The organism is Psychroserpens sp. NJDZ02 (genome assembly GCF_004843725.1).
Classification (GTDB): domain Bacteria; phylum Bacteroidota; class Bacteroidia; order Flavobacteriales; family Flavobacteriaceae; genus Olleya.
This window is the reverse complement of the sequence record NZ_CP039451.1, coordinates 4,135,049-4,161,778: the sequence shown is the minus strand read 5'-3', so window position 1 is coordinate 4,161,778 and position 26,730 is coordinate 4,135,049. Positions and strand designations below refer to the sequence as shown.

At 32.7% G+C, this 26,730-nt stretch carries 24 protein-coding genes; 7 read left to right on the top strand and 17 right to left on the bottom strand.

Features of this window, described 5'->3' with window-relative positions; all coding sequences use genetic code 11:
- Positions 1-11: 11 nt before the first annotated feature.
- The 3 genes from E9099_RS18345 to tpx all read right to left on the bottom strand — a co-directional run bounded on the left by E9099_RS18345 (position 12) and on the right by tpx (position 3,369).
- The gene (locus E9099_RS18345) at positions 12-2,441 is read right to left on the bottom strand and encodes a DNA translocase FtsK (protein WP_136584958.1); all 2,430 of its coding nucleotides are present in this window, start codon (positions 2,439-2,441) and stop codon (positions 12-14) included.
- Between the two features lie 61 nt (positions 2,442-2,502).
- Positions 2,503-2,871: a diacylglycerol kinase gene (locus tag E9099_RS18340; protein WP_136584957.1), complete on the bottom strand. Its 369-nt coding sequence runs from the start codon at positions 2,869-2,871 to the stop codon at positions 2,503-2,505.
- Positions 2,872-3,369 (bottom strand): thiol peroxidase, encoded by a 498-nt coding sequence (tpx, locus tag E9099_RS18335; protein WP_136584956.1) that lies wholly within the window; start codon positions 3,367-3,369, stop codon positions 2,872-2,874.
- 215 nt (positions 3,370-3,584) lie between these two features.
- On the opposite strand from tpx, the gene katG reads away from it, so the two are divergent.
- Entirely contained in the window at positions 3,585-5,756 is a 2,172-nt protein-coding gene (katG, locus tag E9099_RS18330; protein ID WP_136584955.1) for a catalase/peroxidase HPI, read from the top strand.
- Between the two features lie 77 nt (positions 5,757-5,833).
- Positions 5,834-6,304, top strand: coding sequence for an ankyrin repeat domain-containing protein (locus E9099_RS18325; protein ID WP_136584954.1), 471 nt, complete (start codon positions 5,834-5,836; stop codon positions 6,302-6,304).
- Positions 6,305-6,718: 414 nt separating this feature from the next.
- On the opposite strand, the gene E9099_RS18320 is transcribed toward E9099_RS18325, so the two are convergent.
- The 5 genes from E9099_RS18320 to E9099_RS18300 form a co-directional block, all read right to left on the bottom strand.
- Positions 6,719-6,985 (bottom strand): hypothetical protein, encoded by a 267-nt coding sequence (locus E9099_RS18320; protein ID WP_136584953.1) that lies wholly within the window; start codon positions 6,983-6,985, stop codon positions 6,719-6,721.
- A gap of 831 nt (positions 6,986-7,816) precedes the next feature.
- Positions 7,817-8,365 carry a hypothetical protein gene (locus E9099_RS18315; RefSeq protein ID WP_136584952.1) on the bottom strand — a complete coding sequence of 183 codons (549 nt, stop codon included), beginning with the start codon at positions 8,363-8,365 and terminating at the stop codon, positions 7,817-7,819.
- Between the two features lie 199 nt (positions 8,366-8,564).
- The gene (locus tag E9099_RS18310) at positions 8,565-9,527 is read right to left on the bottom strand and encodes a tetratricopeptide repeat protein (protein ID WP_136584951.1); all 963 of its coding nucleotides are present in this window, start codon (positions 9,525-9,527) and stop codon (positions 8,565-8,567) included.
- A 112-nt stretch (positions 9,528-9,639) separates the two neighbouring features.
- Entirely contained in the window at positions 9,640-10,266 is a 627-nt protein-coding gene (locus tag E9099_RS18305; protein ID WP_205961008.1) for a hypothetical protein, read from the bottom strand.
- Positions 10,267-10,469: 203 nt separating this feature from the next.
- Entirely contained in the window at positions 10,470-10,850 is a 381-nt protein-coding gene (locus E9099_RS18300; protein WP_136584949.1) for a VF530 family DNA-binding protein, read from the bottom strand.
- Positions 10,851-11,123: 273 nt separating this feature from the next.
- Here E9099_RS18300 and E9099_RS18295 point away from each other — a divergent pair, with 273 nt between their 5' ends.
- Complete coding sequence (locus tag E9099_RS18295) at positions 11,124-11,963, top strand: oxidoreductase (protein ID WP_136584948.1); 840 nt, start codon at positions 11,124-11,126, stop codon at positions 11,961-11,963.
- 153 nt (positions 11,964-12,116) lie between these two features.
- Here E9099_RS18295 and E9099_RS18290 read toward each other — a convergent pair whose 3' ends face one another.
- The 8 genes from E9099_RS18290 to E9099_RS18255 form a co-directional block, all read right to left on the bottom strand.
- Entirely contained in the window at positions 12,117-14,597 is a 2,481-nt protein-coding gene (locus E9099_RS18290) for a glycoside hydrolase family 9 protein (protein ID WP_136584947.1), read from the bottom strand.
- Between the two features lie 183 nt (positions 14,598-14,780).
- Positions 14,781-15,884, bottom strand: coding sequence for a polysaccharide lyase family 7 protein (locus E9099_RS18285; RefSeq protein ID WP_136584946.1), 1,104 nt, complete (start codon positions 15,882-15,884; stop codon positions 14,781-14,783).
- 193 nt (positions 15,885-16,077) lie between these two features.
- The gene (locus tag E9099_RS18280) at positions 16,078-17,082 is read right to left on the bottom strand and encodes an NAD-dependent epimerase/dehydratase family protein (protein ID WP_136584945.1); all 1,005 of its coding nucleotides are present in this window, start codon (positions 17,080-17,082) and stop codon (positions 16,078-16,080) included.
- Between the two features lie 62 nt (positions 17,083-17,144).
- A complete protein-coding gene (locus E9099_RS18275; RefSeq protein ID WP_136584944.1) occupies positions 17,145-17,714 on the bottom strand; it encodes a Crp/Fnr family transcriptional regulator in 570 nt (189 codons plus the stop codon).
- Positions 17,715-17,889: 175 nt separating this feature from the next.
- Positions 17,890-18,147 carry a DUF6952 family protein gene (locus tag E9099_RS18270; protein WP_101018310.1) on the bottom strand — a complete coding sequence of 86 codons (258 nt, stop codon included), beginning with the start codon at positions 18,145-18,147 and terminating at the stop codon, positions 17,890-17,892.
- A 43-nt stretch (positions 18,148-18,190) separates the two neighbouring features.
- Positions 18,191-18,499 (bottom strand): thioredoxin family protein, encoded by a 309-nt coding sequence (locus E9099_RS18265; RefSeq protein ID WP_136584943.1) that lies wholly within the window; start codon positions 18,497-18,499, stop codon positions 18,191-18,193.
- Between the two features lie 12 nt (positions 18,500-18,511).
- The gene (locus E9099_RS18260; protein WP_136584942.1) at positions 18,512-19,150 is read right to left on the bottom strand and encodes a peroxiredoxin; all 639 of its coding nucleotides are present in this window, start codon (positions 19,148-19,150) and stop codon (positions 18,512-18,514) included.
- Positions 19,151-19,294: 144 nt separating this feature from the next.
- The gene (locus tag E9099_RS18255; protein ID WP_136584941.1) at positions 19,295-20,956 is read right to left on the bottom strand and encodes a Na+/H+ antiporter NhaC family protein; all 1,662 of its coding nucleotides are present in this window, start codon (positions 20,954-20,956) and stop codon (positions 19,295-19,297) included.
- A gap of 284 nt (positions 20,957-21,240) precedes the next feature.
- Here E9099_RS18255 and E9099_RS18250 point away from each other — a divergent pair, with 284 nt between their 5' ends.
- On the top strand, positions 21,241-21,459 hold the full coding sequence (locus E9099_RS18250; protein WP_136584940.1) for a hypothetical protein: 219 nt from the start codon (positions 21,241-21,243) through the stop codon (positions 21,457-21,459).
- A 73-nt stretch (positions 21,460-21,532) separates the two neighbouring features.
- Here E9099_RS18250 and E9099_RS18245 read toward each other — a convergent pair whose 3' ends face one another.
- Positions 21,533-22,747: an aminotransferase class I/II-fold pyridoxal phosphate-dependent enzyme gene (locus tag E9099_RS18245; protein WP_136584939.1), complete on the bottom strand. Its 1,215-nt coding sequence runs from the start codon at positions 22,745-22,747 to the stop codon at positions 21,533-21,535.
- Between the two features lie 162 nt (positions 22,748-22,909).
- Here E9099_RS18245 and E9099_RS18240 point away from each other — a divergent pair, with 162 nt between their 5' ends.
- The 3 genes from E9099_RS18240 to lpdA all read left to right on the top strand — a co-directional run bounded on the left by E9099_RS18240 (position 22,910) and on the right by lpdA (position 26,724).
- Positions 22,910-23,371, top strand: coding sequence for an Lrp/AsnC family transcriptional regulator (locus E9099_RS18240; RefSeq protein ID WP_136584938.1), 462 nt, complete (start codon positions 22,910-22,912; stop codon positions 23,369-23,371).
- A gap of 167 nt (positions 23,372-23,538) precedes the next feature.
- Positions 23,539-25,152: a S41 family peptidase gene (locus tag E9099_RS18235; protein WP_136584937.1), complete on the top strand. Its 1,614-nt coding sequence runs from the start codon at positions 23,539-23,541 to the stop codon at positions 25,150-25,152.
- A gap of 171 nt (positions 25,153-25,323) precedes the next feature.
- Positions 25,324-26,724, top strand: coding sequence for a dihydrolipoyl dehydrogenase (gene lpdA / locus E9099_RS18230; protein WP_136584936.1), 1,401 nt, complete (start codon positions 25,324-25,326; stop codon positions 26,722-26,724).
- Positions 26,725-26,730 lie beyond the last annotated feature (6 nt).

Here is a 26,730-nt window from a genome sequence, read left to right as displayed (position 1 = left end):
TTTAATTGTAATTAATTTTTTTCGTTTTCTAATAATTGATCTAGTGCCACTAAATCTGTTACTAGCACTTGTCTGGCTTTACTACCTTCAAAACCGCCTACAATACCTGCTGCCTCTAATTGATCAATTAGACGACCAGCACGATTATAACCTAGTTTTAATTTACGTTGTAATAAAGAGGCAGAACCTTGTTGTGCTGTAACAATAATTTCTGCAGCATCTTTAAATAATTTGTCTCTATCAGATATATCTACATCAAGATTTGTGCCACTTTCTTCTCCAATATATTCAGGTAGTAAATAAGCATCAGGGTATGCTTTCTGATTTCCTATAAAATCGACTATTTTTTCGACTTCTGGCGTATCTACAAATGCACATTGTACACGTATCATGTCATTACCCTGCGTATATAACATATCTCCACGACCAATTAATTGATCTGCTCCACCAGCATCTAATATGGTTCTTGAATCTATTTTACTTGACACTCTAAAGGCGATACGTGCCGGGAAATTGGCTTTAATAATACCTGTAATAACGTTTACAGAAGGACGTTGTGTTGCAATGATTAAATGTATACCAATAGCACGTGCCAATTGTGCTAAACGAGCAACAGGAGTTTCTACTTCTTTACCTGCAGTCATAATTAAATCGGCAAACTCATCTACAACCAAAACAATATAAGGTAAGAACGCATGACCGTCATTTGGATTTAATTTACGAGCTTTAAATTTTGTGTTATATTCTACAATGTTACGACATAATGCATTTTTAAGCATTTCGTAACGGTTATCCATTTCTATACACAACGAGTTTAAAGTATGGATTACTTTAGTGTTATCTGTAATGATAGCTTCGGCCTCATCAGGAAGTTTGGCTAAGTAATGTCTTTCTATTTTATTGAATAATGTTAATTCTACTTTTTTAGGATCGACTAGTACAAATTTAACTTCAGCAGGGTGCTTTTTGTATAATAATGAGGTCAATACAGCATTTAAACCTACGGATTTACCTTGTCCAGTGGCACCTGCCATAAGTAGGTGAGGCATTTTTGCTAAATCAATCACTAAAGTCTCGTTACTAATGGTTTTACCAATTGCTATGGGTAAATACATATCTGTATTTTGAAACTTTTGAGAAGCGATAACAGAACGCATGGACACTATCGTCGAGTTTTTATTTGGCACCTCGATACCAATAGTTCCTTTACCAGGAATAGGGGCAATAATACGTATCCCTAAAGCCGATAATGATAAGGCTATATCGTCTTCTAAGTTTTTAATTTTAGAAATTCTTATTCCAGCTTCTGGTACAATTTCATATAATGTAACCGTTGGTCCGATAGTTGCTTTTATACTAGCAATTCCAATCTTGTAGTTGTTTAAAGTATCTACAATTCGGTTTTTATTTTCTTCAAGCTCTTCTTGATTAATAGTAACGCCTTCGTTGTCATATTTTTTAAGTAGATCTAGAGGTGGATACTGGTAGTTTCCTAATTCTAATGTAGGGTCAAACTGTCCAAAGTCTTCTACTAATTTATTGGCAAGATTATCCGTTTCAGATAATTCTTCTTTTACTGCTTCTACTTCAATTTCCATTTGAGGTTCTTCAATTTCAATTTTTGGAACTTCAATTTCAATTTTAGGTGATTTAACTTCTGTTTTTGTTACTTTTTTAGGTGTATCTTGGCTTAGTTCAATATCCTTAGTAACTACAATTTTGGAATGATTGGAGATTGTAGGTTCTACTTTTTTATCGACGTCAAAAGCAGATTTGATATCTTCAGCTTCATCAGAATACGAATTATCGACAGGCACAAAGTCTTCATTAAAATCGTCCTGAATATTATTTTTTGCTTTCTTAAAAAAGGCAGCAATACGTTGTGGAGTAAATTTAAATCTAATAGCTAAATAACTAATAAAAGCAAATGTTAACAACAGGGAAGTTCCAATTTTACCTATGTAATCTTGAAAAAAAGTGTTAATTTCAAAACCGATGGTTCCGCTTAAGCTATCATTTTTATGTGTAAAAAAACCAAAGAAAATAGATATCCAGATCATTACTAAAATACCCCAAAACCAATGTTTGCGTAATTTAGCTTTACTTAAGTCTGTTAATACGTACACGCCAGATAAAAAGGTTAGTCCAGAGATTATAAAAGCAGCAACACCAAAACCGCGTTGTACAAATAAATCGCTAATCCAAGCACCAATCTTGCTTAACCAATTTTTAGTTTCTACTTCTCTAGAAGTAAATTCGCTTAAAGTGCTTTGATCTATTTTTCCGGTAAATAAATAAGATAAAAAAGCGATAAAAAACAGAAGACCTAAAATTACCAAAAAGCTTCCAAGAACTAGCTTTTGTTGACTAGATAGCTTAAAATCAGGTTTTTTGATGCTGACTTTCTTTTTGGGCTTCGTTTGTTTTTTTGCTTTCGCCATTATCGGGTTTTAGTTTGGGTAAAAATACAAATAGTTAACGTTTATCCTAATGGATAATTGTTTAAAATGCCTTTGGAATATAAATAATACATCCAATAATAGAAGCGGCTATAGATGCAATAAAAACAGCACCTGCTGCAATGTCTTTAATAAATCCAATTTTTTCGTGATGTTCTGGATGAATAAAATCCGCAATAGCTTCAATAGCAGTATTAACACCTTCCACGCTCATGACTAGTCCTATCGCAAAGCATTGCATAATCCATTCCGTTGAAGAAATCTCGAAATAGAAACCACCAATGGTCATGATGATAGCAATACAAAATTGAATTTTTATACTAGCTTCGGTCTTTAAAAGTAAGAGCATGCCTTTAAAGGCATACCCTACACTTTTTAAACGATTGATTATAAAAGGTTCCTTTTTACTCATTTATAATACGTCTAATGCCGCTTTATAATTTGGCTCATCAGCAACTTCTTGTACTTGTTCTGTATATTTTACAACCCCATTTTCGTCTAAGACAACAACGCATCTAGAATCTAATCCTTCAAAAGGACCTGAAGCAAACTCTAAACCGTAGTCTTTACCAAATTGTCCTGTTTTAAAATCGGATAACATTACCACATTATCAATACCTTCTGCACCACAAAAACGCGCTTGTGCAAATGGTAAATCTCTTGAGATACATAATACTTTAGTGTTTTTTATTTCTGCTGCTTCTTTATTAAAAGAACGTACAGAGGTAGCGCACGTGCCGGTATCGACACTTGGAAAGATATTTAAAACGACCTTTTGACCTTTAAAATCTGATAATTTATGTGTAGATAAATCACTTGCAGTTAAAGTAAAGTCAGGAGCTTGTGCTCCAATTTCTGGAAGATTCCCTATTGTTTCGACAGGTGTACCGCCTAATGTTATTTTAGCCATTTTATTTGATTTTATTTATGAAAAGTAAAAATAGACAATAAAGAGCTTTAACAATAAAGGTTAGCTAAACTTTATTATATCATTTTAAACTATCGTTAAATGTAAGTTGATAAGTAAAAGCTATTATTAAATAGTAACAATCAATTTTATATGTATTAAATTTATTGGATATACAACTAGTTTTGTAAAAAAATAAACACAAAAATAAACACTATATGGATCATACTACTAACGGAGATGCAAGCAAGTGCCCTTTTATGCAAGGTGCAATTACTACTACAGAGAAAACAGTCACAGATTGGTGGCCAAACACACTAAATTTAGATATTTTACACCAACAGGACACTAAAACAAATCCACTTGGTGCTGATTTTGATTACCATGAGGAATTAAAAAAACTGGATGTAGCAGGTCTTAAGAAGGATGTACACGATTTTATGACAGACAGTCAAGATTGGTGGCCTGCAGATTGGGGACACTATGGCGGCTTAATGATTAGAATGGCATGGCATGCAGCAGGATCATATAGATTACCAGACGGACGTGGTGGTGGTGGTACAGGTAACCAGCGTTTTGCGCCATTAAATTCTTGGCCAGATAATGTCAGTTTAGATAAGGCGAGACGTTTATTATGGCCAATTAAGAAAAAATACGGAAATAAAGTAAGTTGGGCCGATTTAATTATTTTGGCAGGAACAATTGCTTACGAAAGTATGGGGTTAAAAACTTACGGTTTTGCGTTTGGACGTATAGATATTTGGCATCCAGAAAAAGACGTGTATTGGGGAGCGGAAAAAGAATGGTTAGCACCTAGTGACGAGCGTTATGCTAATGTTGAGAATCCTGAAACTATGGAAAATCCATTAGCCTCTGTACAAATGGGATTAATTTACGTTAACCCAGAAGGTGTCAATGGTAAATCAGATCCTTTAAAAACAGCATTACAAGTTAGAGAAACATTCAAGCGTATGGCGATGAATGATGAAGAAACTGTCGCTTTAACTGCAGGTGGACATACTGTTGGTAAAGCACACGGAAATGGAGATGCCAGTATTTTAGGGCCAGAGCCAGAAAGTGCGGGAGTGGAAGAGCAAGGTTTAGGTTGGTCTAATCCAACAAAATCAGGTAAAGGAAGATATACTGTTACTAGTGGTATAGAAGGTGCTTGGACAACGCATCCAACAAAATGGGATAATGGTTTTTTCGAAATGTTATATAACCATGAGTGGGAATTACGTAAAAGTCCTGCAGGAGCTACACAGTGGGAACCTGTAACTATTAAAGATGAAGATAAACCTGTAGATGTTGAAGATTTAACAACAAGGTTAAATCCAATGATGACTGATGCGGATATGGCCATGAGAATGGATCCTATTTATAACGAGATTTCATTACGTTTTAAAGATGATTTTGAGGCGTTTTCAGATACTTTTGCTCGTGCTTGGTTTAAATTAACGCATCGTGATATGGGGCCAAAAGACCGTTGGTTTGGTCCAGATGTGCCACAAGAAGATTTAATTTGGCAAGATCCAATTCCTAAAGGAACTAAGGATTATGATGTTGATGCTGTAAAAAGCAAAATTGAAAGTACAGATTTAACTATTTCAGAATTAGTCTCTACAGCTTGGGATAGTGCAAGAACATATAGAGGCTCAGATTTTAGAGGTGGTGCTGATGGCGCACGTATACGTTTAGAGCCTCAAAATAAATGGGAAGGTAATGAGCCAGCACAATTACAAAAGGTATTAGCTGTATTAGAGCCAATTGCTGTAACATTTGGAATTAGTCTTGCGGATACTATTGTATTAGCAGGTAATGTTGGTGTCGAGAAGGCAATCAAAAATGCAGGTTTGGCTGTAAATGTTCCTTTTACTCCAGGTAGAGGTGATGCATCACAAGATATGACGGATGTTGCGTCTTTTGAAGCTTTAGAACCTTTAGCAGATGGTTTTAGAAATTATCAGAAAAAAGAATATGTTGTTAGTCCAGAAGAAATGTTATTAGACAAAACACAATTGCTTGGCTTAACAGCTGTAGAAATGACCGTTTTAGTTGGAGGAATGCGTGTTATGGGTACTAATTATAGTGGGACTAAACATGGCGTGCTAACAGAAAATGAAGGGGCTTTAACTAACGATTTCTTTGTAAACCTTACTGATATGATTTATGAATGGAAATCTATAGATAACGGTATTTATGAAATTAAAAATCGTAAAACTGGAGCTGTTAAATTTACAGCAACTCGTGTAGATTTAGTATTTGGTTCTAACTCTATATTGCGCTCTTATGCAGAAGTGTATGCACAAGACGATAATAAAGAAAGATTTGTAACAGATTTTGTTGCAGCTTGGACAAAAGTGATGAACGCTAATAGGTTTGATATATAACAATATCAAGTAAACATAATTATAAAAAGGAGTGGATTTTTTAGAATCCATTCCTTTTTTATTGAAAAATTTAAAAAATGAAAGACATAAATACACTTTTTGAAAGTATAAAAAATAAAGATACTGCCACTTTAAAAGCAGTGTTAAATGCTAATCCTAAATTGGCAGAATCTAAAGATCAACGCGGTTTTACAGCTTTAATTTTAGCGAGTTATTTTGATAATGAAGCAGCAACTAAAATTTTGATAGAACATAATGCGCCTATTAACGCCAAAGATGCCTCAGGTAATACTGCTCTGATTGGTGTTAGTTTTAAAGGAAATGTAGGATTTGCTCAATATTTAATTAAAAATGGTGCCGATTTAAATGCAATCAATGCCAACGGAACCACTGCCTTGACCTTTGCTACACAATATAATAAAGTCGACATAGTTAAACTGCTTTTAGAGCATAATGCCGATACTACCGTTAAAGATAACGATGGTAAGACGGCTTTGGATTACGCTGAAGCGAAAGAGTTTACTGAAATTATTGGGCTTTTGGGATAGTTTTATTGGATCGTTTAATGTAACGCCAAAATAATACTCAAATAATAAATTATATTCTAAGTTAAATTAAGTTCGTTTGAAAAATGAACAGAGTTAATTTTTAATTAAAATACAGTGACTTGGCTTGTGCTTACTGATTAAACGAAAATAGTGTGGATTTAAAGACAATTAATGTCACTGAAATGTTTGTAAGACTTAAAGATATGTGAAAATACTAAACTAAATTAGACACGCTTTTAAAAAACGGGTCAGAGAGTAGATGTCTCTAGACTGGTTTGCGTGATAGATGTCTCGGGAGTGAGACTTAGTAAATAAAACTAGTAGTTTTATTTAAATATATCAAGCTCTTGTGACTTAAATCAGAAGAGCTTGGTATGTAAAGAACAAATTACCTAAAACTTTAGATGTTTTAAATTATTTACAGTTCTCCATTTCTTTTGCTAAAGCTTCAGCAAAAGCTTTGATATCTTCAGCAGTGTTGTATTTCTTAGTTGTTTCTAAAGAAAAATCTGTGATTTCCTTTGTTAATTCACTTGCTTTTGTAGGATCCGCTGCCATTGTTTTTGTCATTTTGCAAGTAAGATCAGCCATTTTTTTAGCATCAGACGCCATGTCATTTCCACCACCACAAGAGGTTAAAAATAGTGCTCCTAAGCATATTGTAATTAGTACTTTTTTCATTTTACTTAATTTAAAAATATTTTGCTTACTCCCTTTTAAAGTCCTTTTCGGCTTATTTTGACTGTAAAATAATTAACAAGAGCAATACTACTTATATTTTGTTAAAAATAAGTAAAAAATACATTCTTTTTTATACCAACAATGTCATATAAATTTTTGAGGTGCTCTTCTTTAAAAATGAGTTTACTTTAAATAAAATAAAGTAAGATCTAAAATAGTTTAAAATTCTGTGTTTTCTAGAGTAAAGTATTAAACGTATTCTGTTGTGTCTTCTCTATTTAGTATTCGGTTAGTTTTATGAAGTTTCTGTTTTTTTTGTAATTATGGCTAATGGAAAGTGAATATTATGCCCCTGTAATAAATGATATTACAAGCTAAACGAAGTTAGTTTAAAAAGAATCAAACTCAAGTTTCAATTAAAGCAAAACGACTCTGTTTTTGCTAACTGATTAATCGAAAATAGGGGAGGTTTAAAAGCAAACAAAGAGTGTGGATTCTAAAGTACTTATTACTTTATGTTGTTATGTACTTTTAAGAGAGAAAAATATTATAAATACTAAACTAAATTAGACATGCTTTTAAAAATCGCTACAGAATGCTTGGTAGATGGCACACGTTTGGAATTCTAAGTATAATTATGGTTTTATCAGTTTGCTTACACCGTTTACCTCTTTTTAGTTTAGGAATGGAAAGTCCGTAGGATTTTAGTTTAGCGGTTAGCTAAAGTAAAAAAAACAGCAGACTTTATAAGTACACAGTGGCTTTTTGTTAAACACTAAGATCTGTATTATTTATAGGATTCGCTGAGTGTAGTTTATTTGCTTGAATTATTTAAAAATTATAAATCTTAAAATTCTTTTCTAATTCAGTCTGTTTTATTTTTAAAGTTTTTTTGAATGTTGCAATACTAGATTTATTCAGTAAACTTAATCCTGTATCAAAACTTTCAATTTTGTGCCTTGTTGTATACTTGACTTGTATGATGTCATCGCCAGATTTATTTATTTTTTCAAATATTATAATATCAGTGTATTCTATTTTTCTGTACCTCAAATTGTTTCTTAAAAGTTTAAATAAATTACCAATCGTTATATATCTACTAATAAATGAAACAAATTGTGAGACCTTGAAATCGTTTTCACCTACAATGAGAATAGGTATTTTAATTAAATATATTTTTATAATTAAAGCTAATGTCAAAATAATAAGTATAGAATTAGAGATGTAAAAAGTAATATCACTTCTCAAAAAAGTATTCGAATAACTTGATTTTTCTATAAGTAAATTTAGACCAAGAAAGGGAAAAACCATGAAAGCTAATAAAATGAAAGAAGCGTGAATATTAATGCTTTTTTTTTGATATAAAATTATATTTTTCATTGTATTTAAAATTATAAAGTTCTTTCAATTTATTTATTTAAAAGAAGTGATTTTTTTTAATAACACCCAATATTTGGTGTGAAATTGGTTACTTGTTTTAGTGTAGTAAGTAAATGACAGCTAGAAACTCTAAGAGGACTTTAACAAATTAACTAAAAACAGCAACTAATTTTACAGGAAGTTGAAATAGTTTTTTTATTTACTGAGACTTCGACTCTCTTATTTGTGAAGAAACAATGGTCCATTCTAAATCTTTTCGTTCTAAATTGTAAATTATTATAATACCTTCAATCGGATATTTTAATATAAGGTTTAATTTGTTTTTGGAATAAGTCCATTTACTCACGGTAATGTAATCGGATATTCTTTTTTCTTTTATTTCTCTGTCTTTTAAAAAGAGAATGTTTTTTCCAAACATTTTAATTCCCTTTAAGTTTTTTTCATTAATCTTATCAAACTCTTTAATTTTTAGAGGTAGTCTTTTAGGTGCCTGATCAATATGATAATACATCTGTAATTCAGGTAGGTTTAACGCTAGTTCAATTATTTCTTGTAATTGACTATTAGGTATTTTTATATCTTGTTCAGGTTTTTTTTTCTCAATAAAATAATCAGATTCTTCTAACCACGAATTAAAGTTACAATTAATTTTAGATTTGATTTTATTATAAAGTTTGTCTCCAGATCTGATTTCTTTTTCGGTCATTTTATTTGCCAATTTTGGAGCCATACTTTTAAACATTCTTATTTTTGATCTTGGCATATACCATTCATCCCAATGTGTTGGTATAAAATCTCCAGCAAGTCGATACCAAGCATAAGCCTTAACAAAATCAATTTCTCTACCTTCACCATCTTCATTCATAATACCTAAACTTCTCATAGAATTATGAATACCAAGATATGCCGATTTCTCAAAATAGGCATATGCCTTTTTGTAGTCAAGATTACTGCCTTGAACATAATACAGGCCTAGTTGATGGATTGCATGACCGTGATTAACTTTTGAGGCTTTAAAAAGCCATTCTAAAGATTCTTTATGGTCTTCTTTTTTTGATTCTTTATAAACTTTAATTGTTTCTTCATCAAAACAAGGGTTTTGACTGTATATACATGGAATATATAATAGTGAAATTAATAGTACTTGTATTTTATATTTCATCAGTAATGTGTTTTAGGTGGTCACATGTTAATTAGCGCCAACGTTAAATGTAAAAATAGTAAAGGGATAAAAGTTGCTTACTTTTTTGTAATTGACTACAAATGGAGTGCTTTTAGTCCATTTCTAATAATGGATCAGGATTTGATTTATGGTCGTCCAGGTCAGGATCAGGTTCCCAATTGCCCTGTATCTCTGTGTCTAATAATTTCTCTCCAGTTATTTTGTCTATCTCGTAGCTATAAAAATAGGAGTCGTTGCTACTGTATATGCGATAGGTCTTTTCAGTTTCTTTTACTTCGTTGATAAAGTCAGATTGGAAGTCGACCAATTCTTTTACTTTGTTTATAGTTTTACGTTCTTTTGTTGTTGGCACATAGAAGCGGTCAGTGCCAAAGAGATCAAAATTATTGACGTCGTTAGTTATTAAATTAACAATAAGATTGTAATCAAAAGTGGTTTCATTACCTAAAGGCGAAAATTGTATTAGGCTTTGAAAATTAATTAAGATGTCCTTACTGTTTGACCAAGCGGTAATTTTATAATCTTTAGATTCTATTTGTAATTCTGGGTATTTAGTATCAAGAATAGTAATCGCTTTTTGTATTAAAGTCGTTTTGCCTAAGGCTTTAAGGGAGTCTATGGTTTTAGTCATATTTTGATCTTGAGCAAGAGCGGAATACATGTTAATCATTGTTATTAGTGTAAATAACAACATTTTTATTAGTTTTATAATTTTCATATAAATAGGAGGGTATTTTGGTGTCGCAATGTTAAGCTGCAATAATAGTAATGACATTATAATCTTTAACCTCCTTATATTTCTCTAGGCTAATGGCTATAATCTGTAATTGTTTTAGAATAGTATTATTTTAATAAAGTAAAGGTTAAGCGATAATAAGAAAACAAGAAAATAAAAAGGTGCAAAGTAGCTGCTAAATACGACTACATTTTAGGCTTAGTTTTTTCTTCTGCTTTTTTTTTATCTAACATATCTAAATATAGGTCCTCTACATGCTCTCTCGCCCAAGTGGTTTTTCTTAAAAAACCAAGACTTGATTTCATGGTAGGATTATATATAAAACATCTAATGTTAACCTGCTCCCCAAGATAATCCCAACCATAATGTGCTACTAGACGCTCTAATACTTGCACTAATTTTACCCCGTGAAACGGATTACTTAATTGGGCTTCAGTAGCAGGTTTCCTGATACGTTTAGTTGGTTTCTGCAGATTGTTATCCGACTCTGATTTGGTCGCAGATACTAATTCTGATGTTGATTGTTTCTGTTTCTCAATTTGGGGTTTGCTATTATCTATGTTCATTTGGTTACCGTCTTTAGCAAATATGATTATATTTTAATAAATTATAGTGCAAGTGAAACGAAAATAGTTGAAAAATCTGGTAATATCAAGCTTCATTTAAAACAATAGTTTTACTGTCTATTACATTTGAAAAGTATAAAATAAACTAAACCTATCATTTTACATAGATTTAACATCATTATAGTACTTTTAAGACCAAAGGGATAGTAAAATTTTAGTAATTTTGCAAAAAAACATTTCAATTACTTACAAAACATTTCAATATAACAAAAAATGAGTAAAGACAAAAAAGTATGGTTTATTACTGGTGTATCATCAGGATTAGGTAAACAGTTAGCTAAAGAAGTATTATCACAAGGACAAATCGTGGTAGGGACTTTTAGAAAACAAGACCAAGTAGAAGCATTTAACAATGAAAACCCAGGGAATTCTTTTGGAGTACTTATAGATGTTGCTTCTACAGAAATGATTATCGAAGGTATCAAAACTGTTTTTGATAAATTTGGAAAAATCGATGTCGTTGTAAATAATGCTGGTTATGGTATTATGGGGAGTGTCGAAGAAATTTCTGACGAAGAAGTAAGAAGACAATTTGAAGTTAACGTTTTTGGTGTTTTGACGACCATCAGAGCGGTATTACCTGAAATGCGTAAACAACGTTCTGGACATATTATAAATATTACATCTATTGCAGGTCGTATTGGATCTCAAGGTTTAGGAATCTACAATGGTTCTAAATTTGCTTTAGAAGGTATTGGTGAAGCTTTAGCAGCTGAATTAAAACCATTAAACATTAAAGTAACTAATGTAGAACCAGGACCATTTAGAACAGAATGGGCGGGTAGTTCTGCAGCTTACGATAATACAGAGATTGAAGATTACGAAAGTACTGTAGGAGAACGTATAAGAGGTTTACAAGCTTTAAGCGGAAACCAACCAGGAAATCCTGAAAAAGCTGCACAGGCTATATACAAATTAGCGCAATTAGAAGAAGCTCCAGTACATTTACCTTTAGGTAAAATTGCTTACGAAGTTTTTGATAAAGTAAATAACGGTTTAATCGAAGAGTTAGCTAAGTTTGAGAGCTTAGGTAAAGATTGTGATTTTGAATAGGTTAGTTTAACCCGTTTTACAGAGATTAAAAACCGCCTTAATGGCGGTTTTTTTTATTTTATTAAGATGTGCTAAATTATATTTTTGATAGTTTTTAAGCTGATTAAATCAAACTATAATTATTAGGTGGGTTAAAAGACGATTGGTGAAAATTTAGTTTTTTATTAATTTTTTATAAAAAACACCTTCGGAAGTATAAAAGTTTATAAAGTATAAACCTTGTTTAATATTACCTAGATCAATAGTGTTGTTTGTTATGGCGTTAATTGTAATAATTTGTTTTCCGTTTAGGTCAAAAACTTTAATGTAATTAACAGCTTCATTTGTACTGAAACTTATAATCCCATTATTGGTAGGATTTGGATACATACGGATGGTTTCTTTTTGGTTATTAAACCCAGTAGTACTTAAAGTGTTGTCGTTTTTATTTTGATAATATTGTAATGCATTAAGGGTGTAAGCTAAGGGGGCATTCCAGTTTATAGCTACTTCATTAGAGGCATAAGAACACGAGTTGTCTAAATATGAAGCGGCATTGAAGTTACTTGGGTAAGCTTCGCTACAGCCCGAGGCATCTTGTTGGCCTGTATGAGGTCCCCCAGCTAACATACCAGGTATTGGATTGATGATTCCATCGGCTTCAGAAATTCTGTGATGAGGATCCGATGTTGACTTTTCTCCAAAACCAGTAACATAGCAATAACCTGTTCCATTTCTGCCTAATAAATAATCCATCGCTGTGTAGGCAGCATCTAAGTAAGATTGGTCATTGGTTATTTCGTATCCTCTAATTAGAATTAAAACTTGATTGGCAGCAGTACTGTTACTACCCCAAGTATAATCCCAATTATAGTGTCCCATAGTAGTATTCATTACAGAAGATTCAACTGTTGTTTTTAAATCATCAGCAAAGCTTAATAATAAGTTACTAGCTGTGTTTGTATCAATGTCTGGAGACAACAATGCTTCATGAAACATTATTGAAATTAAGGCTGAAGGATCTGCATATTGCCAACTTGGATAACCATTACCTATGGTGCTTAAATTGATGTCATTTTTGTATTGTACATCACTAGTTGTGATAAATAACTCCACAGCTGCCCATTGAAACTCGTCACTAATATCGTAATCTCCATATTCTCCTGTAGAAACATCATCAGGGTTAGAAAACAGAATGTTTGGGTTTGCTATAGCCCAAGTGTAGGCTTCCTGCGCAGCATTTAACAACGTTGCACTATAGCCTGGTATTTCTGTGTCAAAATTTGAATAGATTCTTGAAGCCATAGCCATTACGGCAGCAAAATTTAATGTGGCAGCCGTACTTTTTTGTACTACATATCTATCTGAATTTGAATCTTCAGGCATTTGAGTACCAGAAAAATTTAAAGTCGTAAGTTTATGGTAAACACCACCATCTGAAGGTTCTTGCATGGTTAACATCCAGTCTAAATTCCATTTAATTTCATCTAATATATCTGGTAAGTTATTACCTGTTTCAGGAATATTGAATGCTTTTGATGTATAATAGGACTCATAATGTTCAAATGCAGCTAAAAGGGTGTAAGTAGAAACACCACTATTAACAATGTATTTGTTGTAGTCACCTGCATCATACCATCCTTTTGGAGAAGAGATTATTGTTCCTGTAGGTCGTGTTGGAGAAGCAGCGGAACTATGAACATAGATTTGAGTATCTTCATGTCCTATGTTTCTAGCATATTCACCTCCATAAGTAGATGATATTGATGTGGAAGCTCTGTTATAATAGAAATACTTCAAAGATGCTTCAGATATGGATTCATAGATATCTACTCCTATATTAAATAAAACCTCTATCTCATCTGTTTGGAAGGTGTAAGTCCCTGGGGTATCCATTGATGTGAGATCTACCTTTGCTATATATTCACCCGAATCATCCCAGTAGTCTGGTGTGTTTGTAACACCACTCAAAACAATTACGTTATTATCATTTAATATAGTAAAGTTTTTAGGTGAAAAATTGTTTAAAGAGGCGATATTAATAATTTTGTTTCTCCCTACAAAATAGCCCAACTGATTGTATCTAACATCATAATCGGTTATTTGCTCCAATGGTTCTCCAATAGATAACCATTCTATAGCTACGGTTCCATTGTATTGTCCTGTACCTGGATTGAAATAAAGTACAATTCCTGATAATTGTGAAGCATCAACAGCGCATGGAGCGGAAGCACAAGAACTACCATATCCGCCATCTTCAAGTTTGGCATTGTAATCAATCTCAATGATTTGATAATTGGCATTTGTTGTAATTGCAGAAGGGGTTAGGCTTGTTACATAGCCATTGGTGTCTTTTAAATCTATTCTAACCTGCGGATTGTTTTCAGCTTTAATTTTGATATATAATTTTGGATTTGAGGCCGCATTTATAATTGTACTGCTTCCAGAGTTATGAAACGAATAGCCTAAGCTAGCCCAATCATTAGCAGTACCGTCTCCTACTATTTGTAGATTATCGTTATTAATTGAAGATGATAACGAGGAAGAGGAGGAGCAGTTATTGATTCCTTCATTAAATTGATCGCTATAAATAACTTGTGATACACCAATTAAAGACTGAAGTAATACGAATGTTAGTAATAGTTGTTTTTTCATGATTTTATTTTGAATAGGGCTATTATATAGTAGGTATGATTCTTCCTATTAATGAATCAAGTATAAAGGTTACTAAGTTAGTTTAATATTAGAGAAAATTATAGTGTCAATTCAATAAAAAAACCACCTTGCTTTCGCAAAGTGGTTTTTAAATAGGGATGTTTTTTGTTAATCGTTTATTTTTTAATCATTTTTAGCAAAATACCCATCGTTAGAGACAGCAGCATCACTTACAGAGATACTTCCTGTTTTAAACCACACTTCTGCGTAATTACCATCGGCATATTGCTTTTTAATATCACCGCCATGTGTTTCTGCGCCAGAACACCAATTTTTATTAATTTCTGGGGATTTACCGTTGGTTTGATTATAAGCACCAAGCTTAAAGAAACAACCTTCGCCAGTATAAGCTGTTGGACGTTCTACACCATCTTGACCAATTGGCACAAATAATTTTTGTGTTTGCTCTGGTATATCTGCTTTAGTCGTGTATTCTGATGCGATTAAGTTTTTAGTAAATGTTTTTGGCTCATGTCCTTCACTAGTAAATGTTAGGTTCATGATTCCCTCTTTGACTTCAACGGTATAACTAAACTCTTCGCCTAGCGCAATACCGTCTTTAGGTTCTTCTGGATACGTGTTTTCTTCGGTACCCACGACAGAAAAGTCATTACCCCAAACAGCAGAAGAATAATCCCATCGTCCAGAGTTATCATCACCTGCGGTATTAATTTCGTAATGCCAGAATACAGAGCCTTTAGTCTGACCAGGATACTTTTTGTAAAATATTTTTAAGGGTTCGTTTTCATGCTTGTCAGCACTGTGGATTTGACCTACCACGACAGCATGAGAGGCAGCAACACGAGCATCACCTGTAGCAGAGACATTCATTACTTTAAGTGTGGCTGATAATTTATCATTAGCGGTTTTAGGATACCATTTTTTAATTTGTGCTAATTCTGTTCTAGTATTATTTGAAGTACCGTGTGTATCTCCACCATTGGGCGCTTTAAAAACAACCCATTCACCAGCACTATCGTTTGTAGTGTAAAAGAAGTCTTTGTTCTCAAAATTAGTGGCAATACCAGCATTGGAGCCGTCACCTAGGATTAATTTCCAGTGCTCAAAAAAGGGGATGACATCACTGGCGTAAACAGTCTTGGGAGTGACTTCTTTTTCGACTGGGGTAATAACAGGTTGTTTCGCCTCTTCTTTGCAACTATTGACCGTGAGAAAAAGACCAAGCGTGAAGAGTGTTGTTACTGATGGGATAAATTTTTTGTTCATTCTGTTTTAATTTAGTGTCAAATTAGTATTTTTTTTATGGAATATAACTGTTGATAAACAGAAGTATTGGACCTGTTTTACAGTGTTGGTTTTCAATTTAAACAAAAAAATCCACCTTGCTATTACAAAGTGGATTTTTAATAGTAATGTCATTATATTTTAGAATAAATTCTAAAAGTCAATAATCATTAGTTTAATTGGTCGTCCAATCATTTTTTAGGTAGTTAAGCGCTTCTTCTAATACTTGTTTTGACGGTTTAGGATTGAAACCTAATTCTTGTTGTGAATTGGAGATGTCATAATCTTGTTTTAAGCCATAAAACATGTCTAGATAGTGACGTTGTAATAACGGTTCTTTATTTGTGATTTTACTACTAAATTCCATCAATTCTGCTACAGTGTATAATACCCATTTAGGTACCTTTTTTGGTGTTTTTAATTTTAATTCGGGATATAGATTAGCCGCTATTTTTACGCTGTCTTGTAAAGTTGTATGTGTTGGATTTGAAAGAATATAGCGCGTGTTGTTTTTGCCTTTTAACAGGGCTTGATAAGTACCAAAAGCAACATCTTTGACATCTACCCAGTTTAAGGTGACGTTGGTGTCTATAGGTATTTGTCCATTTAAAATTTGATATACTAAATTGTTAGAATAGCTAAGTTTGTACGCTTGATTTCCAACCATTGCAGATGGTAAAACTAAGACCGTTCTTATACTATACTTTTTACCTAATTCTAAAGCTAATTTATCAGAGTCATTTTTAGAATTATAATACCAGTTTCTGCGATCTTTATTATAACCATTATCGACGTTTGCAGGAAGGGAGCTAAAGTCTAAAGACGCGACAGAGCTGACGTATACTATGTTTTTAATACCACAGGTCTTAGCCATGTCAAATACATTTTGTGTGCCTTGCATGTTATTATCGTAAATTTCAACTTTAGGGTTTTTGGCCCACATGCTAAAATTTGCTGCGACTGCATATACATGTGTAACGCCTTCAAACGCTTTTTTTAAAGACGTTTTATCTAATAGGTCAGCTTGTACAACTTCGCAATCTAAATCTTTAAAAGGCGTCATGTTATTGAGGTCTCTAACCGTTGTTCTTACCTCTAGGTTTTTAGAAAGTAATAAACGGATCAGATTATTACCTAAATGACCATTTCCTCCAGTTACTAATGAAATCTCTTTGCTCATGTTTTATATGTTTTTGTTTGCGCAAAGGTCTGTGGTAATTAAGTGTGTAAAAATAACATTTGTTAGAAAGTGATTTGTTTTCTAATACGGCTTAAGGATTGCGGTTCCATGCCTAAAAATGATGCTATGGTATCTACAGAAACGTTTAGTGCTAGGTGAGGTTGCTGATTTAGAAACTTTAAATAACGTGCTTTTGCTGTTAATGTCTGAAAATCTTTAACGCGTTCTAATTTACAGTTTAGATGCTCGTTGGTAACCGTTTTTATAAAATCATTCCAGAAGGAGGATTGTGTTTGTAGTAAGTCGTAATCTAATTTAGAAATTTTTATAAGCTCACAATCGGTAATTGTTTCGTAATAATCAGCAGCAGGGGTTTGGCTAATGAAACTGTCTAAAGAGGTGAAAAAATCATGGGCTTGTACTAAATGCTGTACGACTATTTTACCGTCTATATTCTGATAGCCTTTTACAATACCTTTACTTAAAAAATAAACATAACGTTCAATTTTTCCTGCTTCTAATAGTTTGGTTTGTGCAGGTACATTTTTACTAATAAAATGCGTCTTAATTAAATGGATATCAGAAGTTGATATCTCACATCTAGTTTGAATGTAGTGTAGCAAGTTTTTCATTAGTGTTAAAAGTAACACTAAAAACTAGAATTATAAAGTTAAATTTGGCTCCTTTTGTAACCGTTACATTGGCATAGTTGAATTTTAAAATATTAGGCATATTATAAATAAAAAAAAACCACCTTGCTATTGCAAAGTGGTTTTTTAGTACAGGTAATTTTTCTTTTTCTTATTTCTATTTATCAATAGAACCTAAAACACGTTTCATAAAATTGTTAACGGCATCCTTTTTAGTAGCACCGTCTTTAATCATTTTATTAACTTCAATAGCACCATACATATTAGAGATTAATTCTCCAATAACGTCTAGTTCTTCATCTTTAAGAGAAGGTACTTCGGTTAAGGCTTCTAGAGTTTCAATGGTTTCAACGATATAGTCTTCGTCATTGTCTTCTATAAATTGTGTTAAGTGTTTTATTACTGGTAGTTTCATTGATAAAATTATTTTTTAATTTCGCTACAGCGAAAAATGGTTACTATGCTACTTCGTCAACTAATTCTTTTAAAACGTCAAATTTGTTAGTCTGTGTTTGATTTACAAATTTTCCGTCTTTAAAAGTCGCAAATGTTGGTAAGTTATCTACTGTAGCTAATTGTCTTGATTCTGGAAATTTTTCCGCATCAGCGATAACAAATGTTATATTTTCTAACTCGCCAGCTAATTTCTTAACCTTTGGTTTCATAATACGACAGTTACCACACCACGTTGCAGAATATTGTACTACTACAGTATCGTTAGCAGCAATAATTTCTGATAAATTGTCTTGACTTAATTCTTGTAACATAATATTTGTTTTTTAGTGTGAAGCTAAATAAGCTGCAGTTCCTTTTGCATCTGCAGACATAGCGTCTTTTCCTTCTTCCCAGTTTGCTGGACAAACTTCACCTTTTTCTTGTACGTGCGTTAAAGCATCTACTAAACGTAAGTATTCTCCAACGTTTCTACCTAAAGGCATATTGTTGATACTTTCGTGTTGTACAACACCTTCTTCATCAATAATATAAGTTGCTCTGTAAGTCACATTGTCTCCTTCAACTTGAACCGTTCCAGTTTCTTCGTCGTAAGTTTCATTTTGGATATCTAAGATACCTAAAATGCTAGATAAGTTACGGTTACTATCTGCTAATATTGGGTAAGTTACACCTTCAATTCCACCATTGTTTTTTGGCGTGTTTAACCATGCAAAGTGTACTTCTGGCGTATCACAAGAGGCACCAATTACGATTGTATTTCTTTTTTCGAATTCTGCTTTAGCAGCTTGAAAAGCGTGCAGTTCTGTTGGGCAAACAAAAGTAAAATCTTTAGGGTACCAGAATAATACTACTTTTTTATTGTTTTTTTTCGCTTCTTCAAGAACGTTAACTTTAAAGGTGTCACCCATTTCGTTCATTGCATCCACATTTAAATCTGGAAATTGTTTTCCTACTATTGCCATTGGTTTAAAATTTTATAATTAATACATTGTTTTTCTTCTACAAAAATACTGTAGTATATTAAAAAAACAAGCCTAATAAAATTTTTAAATCTTATTAGGCTATAAATTTTAACTATAGTAAAATGTGAAGGTGATAATTTACAGTTATTTATCTTTTAGTTGTCTGATCTTAATATTAAGCGCAGCAAAAAATAATGTGGTAAATGGGCTTAGCCAGTTAAAAATAGCATAGACAAAATACTCTCCAACACCAACACCTAAAACACCAGATTGATAAGCACCACAAGTATTCCATGGGATAAGTACAGAGGTTACGGTTCCAGAATCTTCTAAGGTACGACTTAAGTTTTCTGGAGCAAGTCCTTTATCTTGGTATGCTTTTTTAAACATTTTACCTGGTATAACTAAAGCTAGGTATTGATCTGATGCAATTGCATTTAATCCTAAACAACTAATGACTGTACTGGCAAAAAGTCCAAATACGGTAGTTGCTAGTTTTAAAAGTTCTTTTGTAATGCGCGACAAGGCACCAATAGCATCCATGGTACCACCAAAAACCATGGCACAACATATTAGTAGGATTGTCCATAACATACCATTCATCCCTCCAGCACTAAATAGCTTTTTTAATCGTTTGATGGTTATTAATTTTTCTAAGTTTTCAGCTTTAGCTTTAACTAGCGAAGCATCCTTATAATCTGGAGCTAAAAAGTTTTGAAGACTTTGAAGGGTATGCACACCTTTTAAATCGTCGTCTGAAAATAGATTTTTAAGCTCAGGGTCAGAGTTTACTTTTTCTATATCTGCGGCAGATAGATTAGCTAGGTATGCTGTATTATCAATTTCGACATTAGTATCTGTTAATATAGATGTCACAACTGTTTTAGTAGAAGAATCGGTTATGTTTTCAATAAGTTTAGGTTGAAAGACAAACGCAAATATAGCAGCCAATAACACACCGGAGACTAATGCGGCTAAAGGTTTAACTTTAAAAAGAATTAAAACGACTACAGCGACTGGGACTAAAAATAGTAGTGGTGTAATATTGAAGTATTGATCAATGGTTCCTAAAATAAAAGAGGTGTCAGAAGTACCAGTCGATTCAATACTCATACTCATAATAGAAAAGGCTATTAGTGTGATAATAACGGTAGGGATAGTAGTAATACTCATATATTTAATATGCGTAAATAAATCTGTACCAGCCATAGCAGGCGCTAAATTTGTAGTATCACTTAAAGGTGACATTTTATCCCCAAAGTATGCACCAGAGATTACTGCACCGGCAATCATACCTGGACTAATTCCTAAAGCTGTACCAATCCCAATTAAGGCAATCCCAACAGTTGCAGAAGTGGTCCAAGAACTTCCTGTGGCGATGGATATAACAGCACATATCACTACAGAAGCGGGTAAAAATATGGACGGAGTTAATACTTGCAACCCATAGTATACCATAGCTGGTATAACACCACTAATTAGCCAAGTTCCGGCTAAAGCACCCACCAGAAACAAAATCATGATAGGAACAAATACACTTTGCAGGTTTTCCCAGATTTCTTTTAACATTAACTTATAGTTCACTTTATTAAAAAAGCCTAAAATAGCAGCAATAGCAGCTGCAATTAATAAAATAAACTGATTAGAATAACCGCCTAAGGCTTCTCCATCTGCTACAAATATGTTGTAAGCTAGCATACACATTAACAAAACAACCGGTATTAATGCTTCCCAAATGTTAAGTTCTTTATTGTCTATAATGGTTTGATCTTGGATGTCTATTTCCGAAAGATTGTCGTCTTGCATTTAGTTAGTTTTTTTGGATATGTAATGTTACGATTTTAGAAGAAGCTATGCAAATGGATTTGTGTGCTGTAAACTAGTGGGTTAACTGTAATTGACAATACAATAGGGTAGAAGTAGTAACTTTTGAGTAATAAACTTGAATTAAAAAAACAGATAATATAGCATTGTTAATGGGGTAATTTGGAGTATAATTTTTAGTTGTATTGTAAATGTTGCGAGGTTTTTTACAGTTGGAGTTTAAAGTGTTGATATAGTGATGGTTATTAAAACCGTAGTTTTTCTGTTTGAGACTTTTTTACCAAGAAATTAAAAATAATGGGTTTATAGTTGATTTAAGTGAATTGTCTTTATTTTCATTAGAAAAATTAGAAGAGCAATTTTTATACATTACGCAATTAAATAAAAAGATAAAATCTCAGGATGCTGTTATAGAATCTCAAGATGAAAAAATAAAGAGTTTAGAAGAAAGACTTCTTAAGATAGAAGTGCTTTTACAGAAATAGTTTGAATTATATAAAAACAAAAAGCCTGAATAGTATAAATGTTCAGGCTTTTTTATTGTGTAAATTATTTTGGTTATGCCATTTCTACTTGTAAAACACCAACTTCAATCATGCATGCTTTAATCATGTTAAAGGTACGTTCTATATCGTCATCCAATCCAATAGAAAATCTTATTAGACCTTCACTTAGTCCCATTTCAGCTTGTTCGTCTTGAGGGATCTCAGAAGAGGTAGAGGTTCCAGGAGCACTAAATAACGTTTTGTAAAACCCTAAACTTACCGCTAAGTAACCTACGTTTTTTTCTTGCATTAATTCCATTAAGGCATTTGCTTTGTCCAAAGAGCCTGCGTCAATGGTTAGCATTCCTCCAAAACCATAGGCTTCGTTCATCATCGATTTAAAAACGTCATGAGAGGGGTGAGAAGCTAATCCAGGATATACCGTTTTTACACCTAAGTTTTCAAATTTGTCTGCTAAATAAGATGCGTTTTTACTGTGTTGCTTCATTCTAATATGTAGCGTTCTCATATTTTTTAATATAGAAGATGAGCGTAAACTATCCATTGAAGCACCAAGTAACATACTAGCACCATCAATAACACTTTTAAGCGAATTTACAAATTCAGCAGTACCACAAACAACACCTCCCATAGTGTCTGATGAACCATTAATAAATTTAGTTAAACTATGTATTACTATATCTGCACCTAATTGTGCGGGTGAAATTGATAAAGGAGAAAACGTATTGTCCACAACCAACGTCAGATTGTGTTTTTTAGCTAAAGCAGCTAAACCTCTAATGTCAGCAACTTCTAATAAAGGGTTACTAACAGACTCGCAATACAATACTTTTGTGTTTTTAGTAATCGCAGCTTCTACAACGTCTAGTTTAGTAATATCCACAAAAGACGTTTGGATATTCATTCTAGGTGTAAAATTCTTTAAAAAAGCATAAGTCCCTCCGTAAATCGTTCGGCTAGATACAATATGATCTCCAGCGCCACAAAGCTGTAATAAAGTAGGTGTAATAGCGCCCATTCCTGATCCTGCAACATTTGCACTTTCTGTACCTTCCATAGCAGCTAATGCTTCGCCTAAATAAAGGTTAGAAGGAGTAGAGTGTCTAGAGTATAAATAGCAACCATCTGTATTACCTTCAAAAGTATCAAACATGGTTTTTGCTTTCAAAAAAGTATAAGTAGATGAGTCTGAAATAGAGGGGTTTACACCTCCAAATTCTCCAAAATATTGTAAGTCCTGAATGTTGTCTGCTGGTTTAAATGACATAAGTTTGGTTTTAGTATTTATTATATCAAATATCAGAATTATTAGATTAATAATCAATACTTGTTTGTTTATTAGGGATATAAAACTATAATTCTTTGTTTTTACGGAAAATAAATTATGTATATTTGAAATTAATCTAATTACACTGAAAATTTTTCGATTATGACCTTTGATGCAATAGACAGAAAAATCCTGCAATTACTACAAAATGATAGTAAACAAACTAATAAAGAACTCTCCAATAAACTTAATCTGTCTGTAACAGCAGTTTTTGAGCGCATTAAAAAGTTAGAAAATAACGGTGTTATCAATAAGTATGTGGCTTTGGTTAAAAAGGAGAAAGTCGAAAAAAGCTTTGTAGCCTTTTGTCACATTAAGTTGTCACAACATATTCAAGCGTATGTGGTTCAGTTTGAAAAAGAGGTGACTAATTTGACAGAAGTGTTAGAGTGTCATCATATTAGCGGAGACTATGATTACCTTTTAAAAGTTATGGTTAAGGATATGGAAGCTTTTAGAGAATTTATGGTCGAAAAGCTGACCAATATTAATCATATCGGCAGTACGCATAGTATGTTTGTAATTAGCGAAGTAAAAAGTACCACAGCGATCCCTATTTTATAAATGGCACATGATTTGTGTTGAATAAAAATATTAAAAAGAAGACTAGTTTAGTCTAATTTAGTTTTGTCTGATTTTTTTAATTAAAAAATAATCACAAATCAAAGCAACCCTTTCTTCTTTTTTTACGTCTTTATAAATAGATACAATCATTTAAAATCGCTAGTCTTATGAGAAAGTTGTTTAGTTACCTGAGTATTATATTATTGTTAGTCTCTTGTAATAGTATAGAGACCTATAATCTGCAAGTCACCAAACAACACGCTGTACAGGATTTACATGCTGATATTGACGCAATTTACAATCAGTTAAAACGTAATCATCCACATTTATACCAATTTAATTCAAAAGAAACTTTAGATTTTAAGTTTGATAGTTTAAAAATGGCGATTACTACACCAATGGATAGTCGTACGTTTTATAAGCAATTAGCAGAGGTTACAAAGTATGTTGGTCAAGGACACTTCTCTATAACACCGCCGTCAAAAAGATATACTAAAAAAGAAAGAGATAAACTTAATACTTTAAAGTTTGGTCTCCATTTTTTAGAGTTTGAATACCTAGATGATGCCCTTTTTATTGTAGATGCCTTAGGCCAGGATTCTGTTTTGATTAATGCCGAAGTTTTAAAAATTGAAAATGAGACACCTCAAAAATTAATAAAAAAATACAAACGTATTATTGCTTCAGATGGTTACAATACAACATTCCATAATAGAGTGGTAGGTAAGCGTTTTTTGAATTATTACACCAATGATAAGGGACGTTTTGATAGTATTTCTTTGACCTTAAAAACATCAGATTCTACTTTTATAAAAAAATATAAAAGACTTAATACTAAAGATAGTATGGCGTTAGGTTTAGATACAAAAGAGAGATTAGCAATTGTAAAAAAAGACAAAATAAAACTAACAAAATCGGAGCGTAAAGCTAAAAAAACAGAAGCTAAAGCTTTAAGCGAATTTAATAGTAAATATGGCTATACTGCAATACCTTTTTTTCCTGAAGTAAAAAGGTATAATAGGAATTTAAATTTTGTTGGCAAGGATAGTACCGTAGCATTATTAAAAATTAAATCTTTTACTAGAGGTGATTATGAACGTTTTTATGATGATGCTTTTGCAACGTTAGATTCTCTAAAAACCAAAACATTAATTATTGATTTAAGAAATAACTTTGGAGGACGCCTACCTGAAATTGCCTATTTATATTCATATCTTTCAGATCAAAATTTTACGTTTATTAATAAAAGTGAAACTAAAACTAGATTGCCATTTCTAAAAAGTATGATGAGTAACTCTAAACCTTTTGGAGTTAAAGTTTTGGCAGGTGTTTTGTCTCCTGTTATAGCTCCTATAGAGTTTTTTAAAAGTAGTAAAAAGGATGGTAAACTGTATTATGGATTAAAACAAGCAAAGGTTAGTGCGCCTAAAGCGTTAAATTTTAAAGGTAAAATATATGTACTAATTAATGGTAACTCATTTTCTTCATCATCAGTATTATCTTCTAAACTTCATGGTGCGCAACGTGCTACTTTTGTTGGAGAAGAGACTGGTGGTGCATATAACGGTACTGTTGCGGGATTAATGAAAAGGTATATATTACCTAATACTAAAGTAGAAGCAAGGATAGGATTGTTATATATGGATACTAAGCAAAAAATGAGTACTGATGGTTATGGAGTAAAACCAGATGTGAAAATAACACCAACTTATCAAGATCGTTTAAATAATATTGATCCAGAATTACAATGGGTTTTAGAAGATATTGAAGGGCAAAAGTAAATTTAGATATTTAATTAGACTTTATGGGGTATTGCGACATACAGTTTTCATTTGTCCATAATTATTATAAAATTAGCATTAAGTCGTTAGTAAATAATCATTCAAAATTGTACTTTTGTTTTAGGTTTTAACAATAATAATTTCAGCGAAAGCGAAATAAAATATAAAAATATGAGTCAATACGATGTAGCAATTATAGGTTCTGGTCCTGGTGGATATGTAGCAGCAATACGTTGTGCACAGTTAGGAATGAAAACTGCAATTATTGAAAAATACTCAACATTAGGTGGTACATGTCTTAATGTTGGATGTATCCCAAGTAAAGCATTATTAGCGTCTTCGCATCACTATGAAGAAGCAACAAAACATTTTGAAGAGCATGGAATTGAAATTCCGGGAGAGATCAAAGTCAATTTAGAAAAAATGATTGGTCGTAAGCAGGCAGTTGTAGATCAAACAACTGGTGGTGTTGACTTTTTAATGAAGAAAAACAACATCGATGTTTTTACAGGTGTGGGTAGTTTTAAAGATGCGACACATATTACTATTGAAGGCGAAGAAACGACTGTTATAGAAGCAAAAAACACGATTATTGCAACAGGAAGTAAGCCTTCTAGTTTACCATTTATTACATTAGATAAAGAGCGTATCATTACCTCTACTGAAGCTTTAAAACTTAAAGAAATCCCTAAGCACATGATTGTGATTGGTGGTGGTGTTATTGGTTTAGAGTTAGGACAAGTCTACAGACGTTTAGGGGCTGAGGTGACTGTTATTGAGTATCAAGACAGAATCTTACCTACAATGGATAAAGCCTTGTCTAAAGAATTGAATAAAGTCTTTAAAAAGGCTAAATTTAACATGATGTTATCGCATAAAGTACAATCTGTAGCGCGTGTAGGTGACGAGGTAATTGTTAAGGCTGAAAACAAAAAAGGTGAGGTTGTCGAGTTTAAAGGAGACTACTGTTTAGTATCTGTTGGACGTAAACCTTTTACAGATGGTTTAAATGCAGAAGCAGCTGGTGTAAAACTAACGGATAGAGGTCAAGTTGAAGTTAACGATCATTTACAAACTAACATCTCAAATATTTATGCTATTGGAGATGTTGTAAAAGGGGCAATGTTAGCGCACAAAGCAGAAGAAGAAGGTGTTTTTGTTGCAGAAACGTTAGCAGGTCAAAAACCACATATAGATTATAACTTAATTCCTGGTGTCGTTTACACATGGCCAGAAGTTGCAGCAGTTGGTAAAACTGAAGAGGAGTTAAAAGAGGCTGGTGTAGATTATAAAGTTGGTCAATTCCCGTTTAGAGCATTAGGTCGTGCTAGAGCAGGAGGAGACTTAGATGGTTTTGTTAAAATATTAGCAGACAAAAAAACGGATGAAGTTTTAGGTGTACATATGATTGGAGCACGTTGTGCTGATTTAATTGCAGAAGCAGTAACTGCTATGGAATTTAGAGCATCTGCGGAAGATATTTCGCGTATGTCACACGCGCATCCAACATTTGCAGAAGCAGTAAAGGAAGCAGCATTAGCAGCAACTGGAGACCGTGCTTTGCATGTTTAGATAGCA

Excerpts from the sequence above, each read along its gene's own strand:
- E9099_RS18345 (WP_136584958.1), bottom strand. The coding sequence starts at position 2,441 with ATGGCGAAAGCAAAAAAACAAACGAAGCCCAAAAAGAAAGTCAGCATC.
- E9099_RS18340 (WP_136584957.1), bottom strand. The coding sequence starts at position 2,871 with ATGAGTAAAAAGGAACCTTTTATAATCAATCGTTTAAAAAGTGTAGGG.
- tpx (WP_136584956.1), bottom strand. The coding sequence starts at position 3,369 with ATGGCTAAAATAACATTAGGCGGTACACCTGTCGAAACAATAGGGAAT.
- katG (WP_136584955.1), top strand. The coding sequence starts at position 3,585 with ATGGATCATACTACTAACGGAGATGCAAGCAAGTGCCCTTTTATGCAA.
- E9099_RS18325 (WP_136584954.1), top strand. The coding sequence starts at position 5,834 with ATGAAAGACATAAATACACTTTTTGAAAGTATAAAAAATAAAGATACT.
- E9099_RS18320 (WP_136584953.1), bottom strand. The coding sequence starts at position 6,985 with ATGAAAAAAGTACTAATTACAATATGCTTAGGAGCACTATTTTTAACC.
- E9099_RS18315 (WP_136584952.1), bottom strand. The coding sequence starts at position 8,365 with ATGAAAAATATAATTTTATATCAAAAAAAAAGCATTAATATTCACGCT.
- E9099_RS18310 (WP_136584951.1), bottom strand. The coding sequence starts at position 9,527 with ATGAAATATAAAATACAAGTACTATTAATTTCACTATTATATATTCCA.
- E9099_RS18305 (WP_205961008.1), bottom strand. The coding sequence starts at position 10,266 with ATGAAAATTATAAAACTAATAAAAATGTTGTTATTTACACTAATAACA.
- E9099_RS18300 (WP_136584949.1), bottom strand. The coding sequence starts at position 10,850 with ATGAACATAGATAATAGCAAACCCCAAATTGAGAAACAGAAACAATCA.
- E9099_RS18295 (WP_136584948.1), top strand. The coding sequence starts at position 11,124 with ATGAGTAAAGACAAAAAAGTATGGTTTATTACTGGTGTATCATCAGGA.
- E9099_RS18290 (WP_136584947.1), bottom strand. The coding sequence starts at position 14,597 with ATGAAAAAACAACTATTACTAACATTCGTATTACTTCAGTCTTTAATT.
- E9099_RS18285 (WP_136584946.1), bottom strand. The coding sequence starts at position 15,884 with ATGAACAAAAAATTTATCCCATCAGTAACAACACTCTTCACGCTTGGT.
- E9099_RS18280 (WP_136584945.1), bottom strand. The coding sequence starts at position 17,082 with ATGAGCAAAGAGATTTCATTAGTAACTGGAGGAAATGGTCATTTAGGT.
- E9099_RS18275 (WP_136584944.1), bottom strand. The coding sequence starts at position 17,714 with ATGAAAAACTTGCTACACTACATTCAAACTAGATGTGAGATATCAACT.
- E9099_RS18270 (WP_101018310.1), bottom strand. The coding sequence starts at position 18,147 with ATGAAACTACCAGTAATAAAACACTTAACACAATTTATAGAAGACAAT.
- E9099_RS18265 (WP_136584943.1), bottom strand. The coding sequence starts at position 18,499 with ATGTTACAAGAATTAAGTCAAGACAATTTATCAGAAATTATTGCTGCT.
- E9099_RS18260 (WP_136584942.1), bottom strand. The coding sequence starts at position 19,150 with ATGGCAATAGTAGGAAAACAATTTCCAGATTTAAATGTGGATGCAATG.
- E9099_RS18255 (WP_136584941.1), bottom strand. The coding sequence starts at position 20,956 with ATGCAAGACGACAATCTTTCGGAAATAGACATCCAAGATCAAACCATT.
- E9099_RS18245 (WP_136584939.1), bottom strand. The coding sequence starts at position 22,747 with ATGTCATTTAAACCAGCAGACAACATTCAGGACTTACAATATTTTGGA.
- E9099_RS18240 (WP_136584938.1), top strand. The coding sequence starts at position 22,910 with ATGACCTTTGATGCAATAGACAGAAAAATCCTGCAATTACTACAAAAT.
- E9099_RS18235 (WP_136584937.1), top strand. The coding sequence starts at position 23,539 with ATGAGAAAGTTGTTTAGTTACCTGAGTATTATATTATTGTTAGTCTCT.
- lpdA (WP_136584936.1), top strand. The coding sequence starts at position 25,324 with ATGAGTCAATACGATGTAGCAATTATAGGTTCTGGTCCTGGTGGATAT.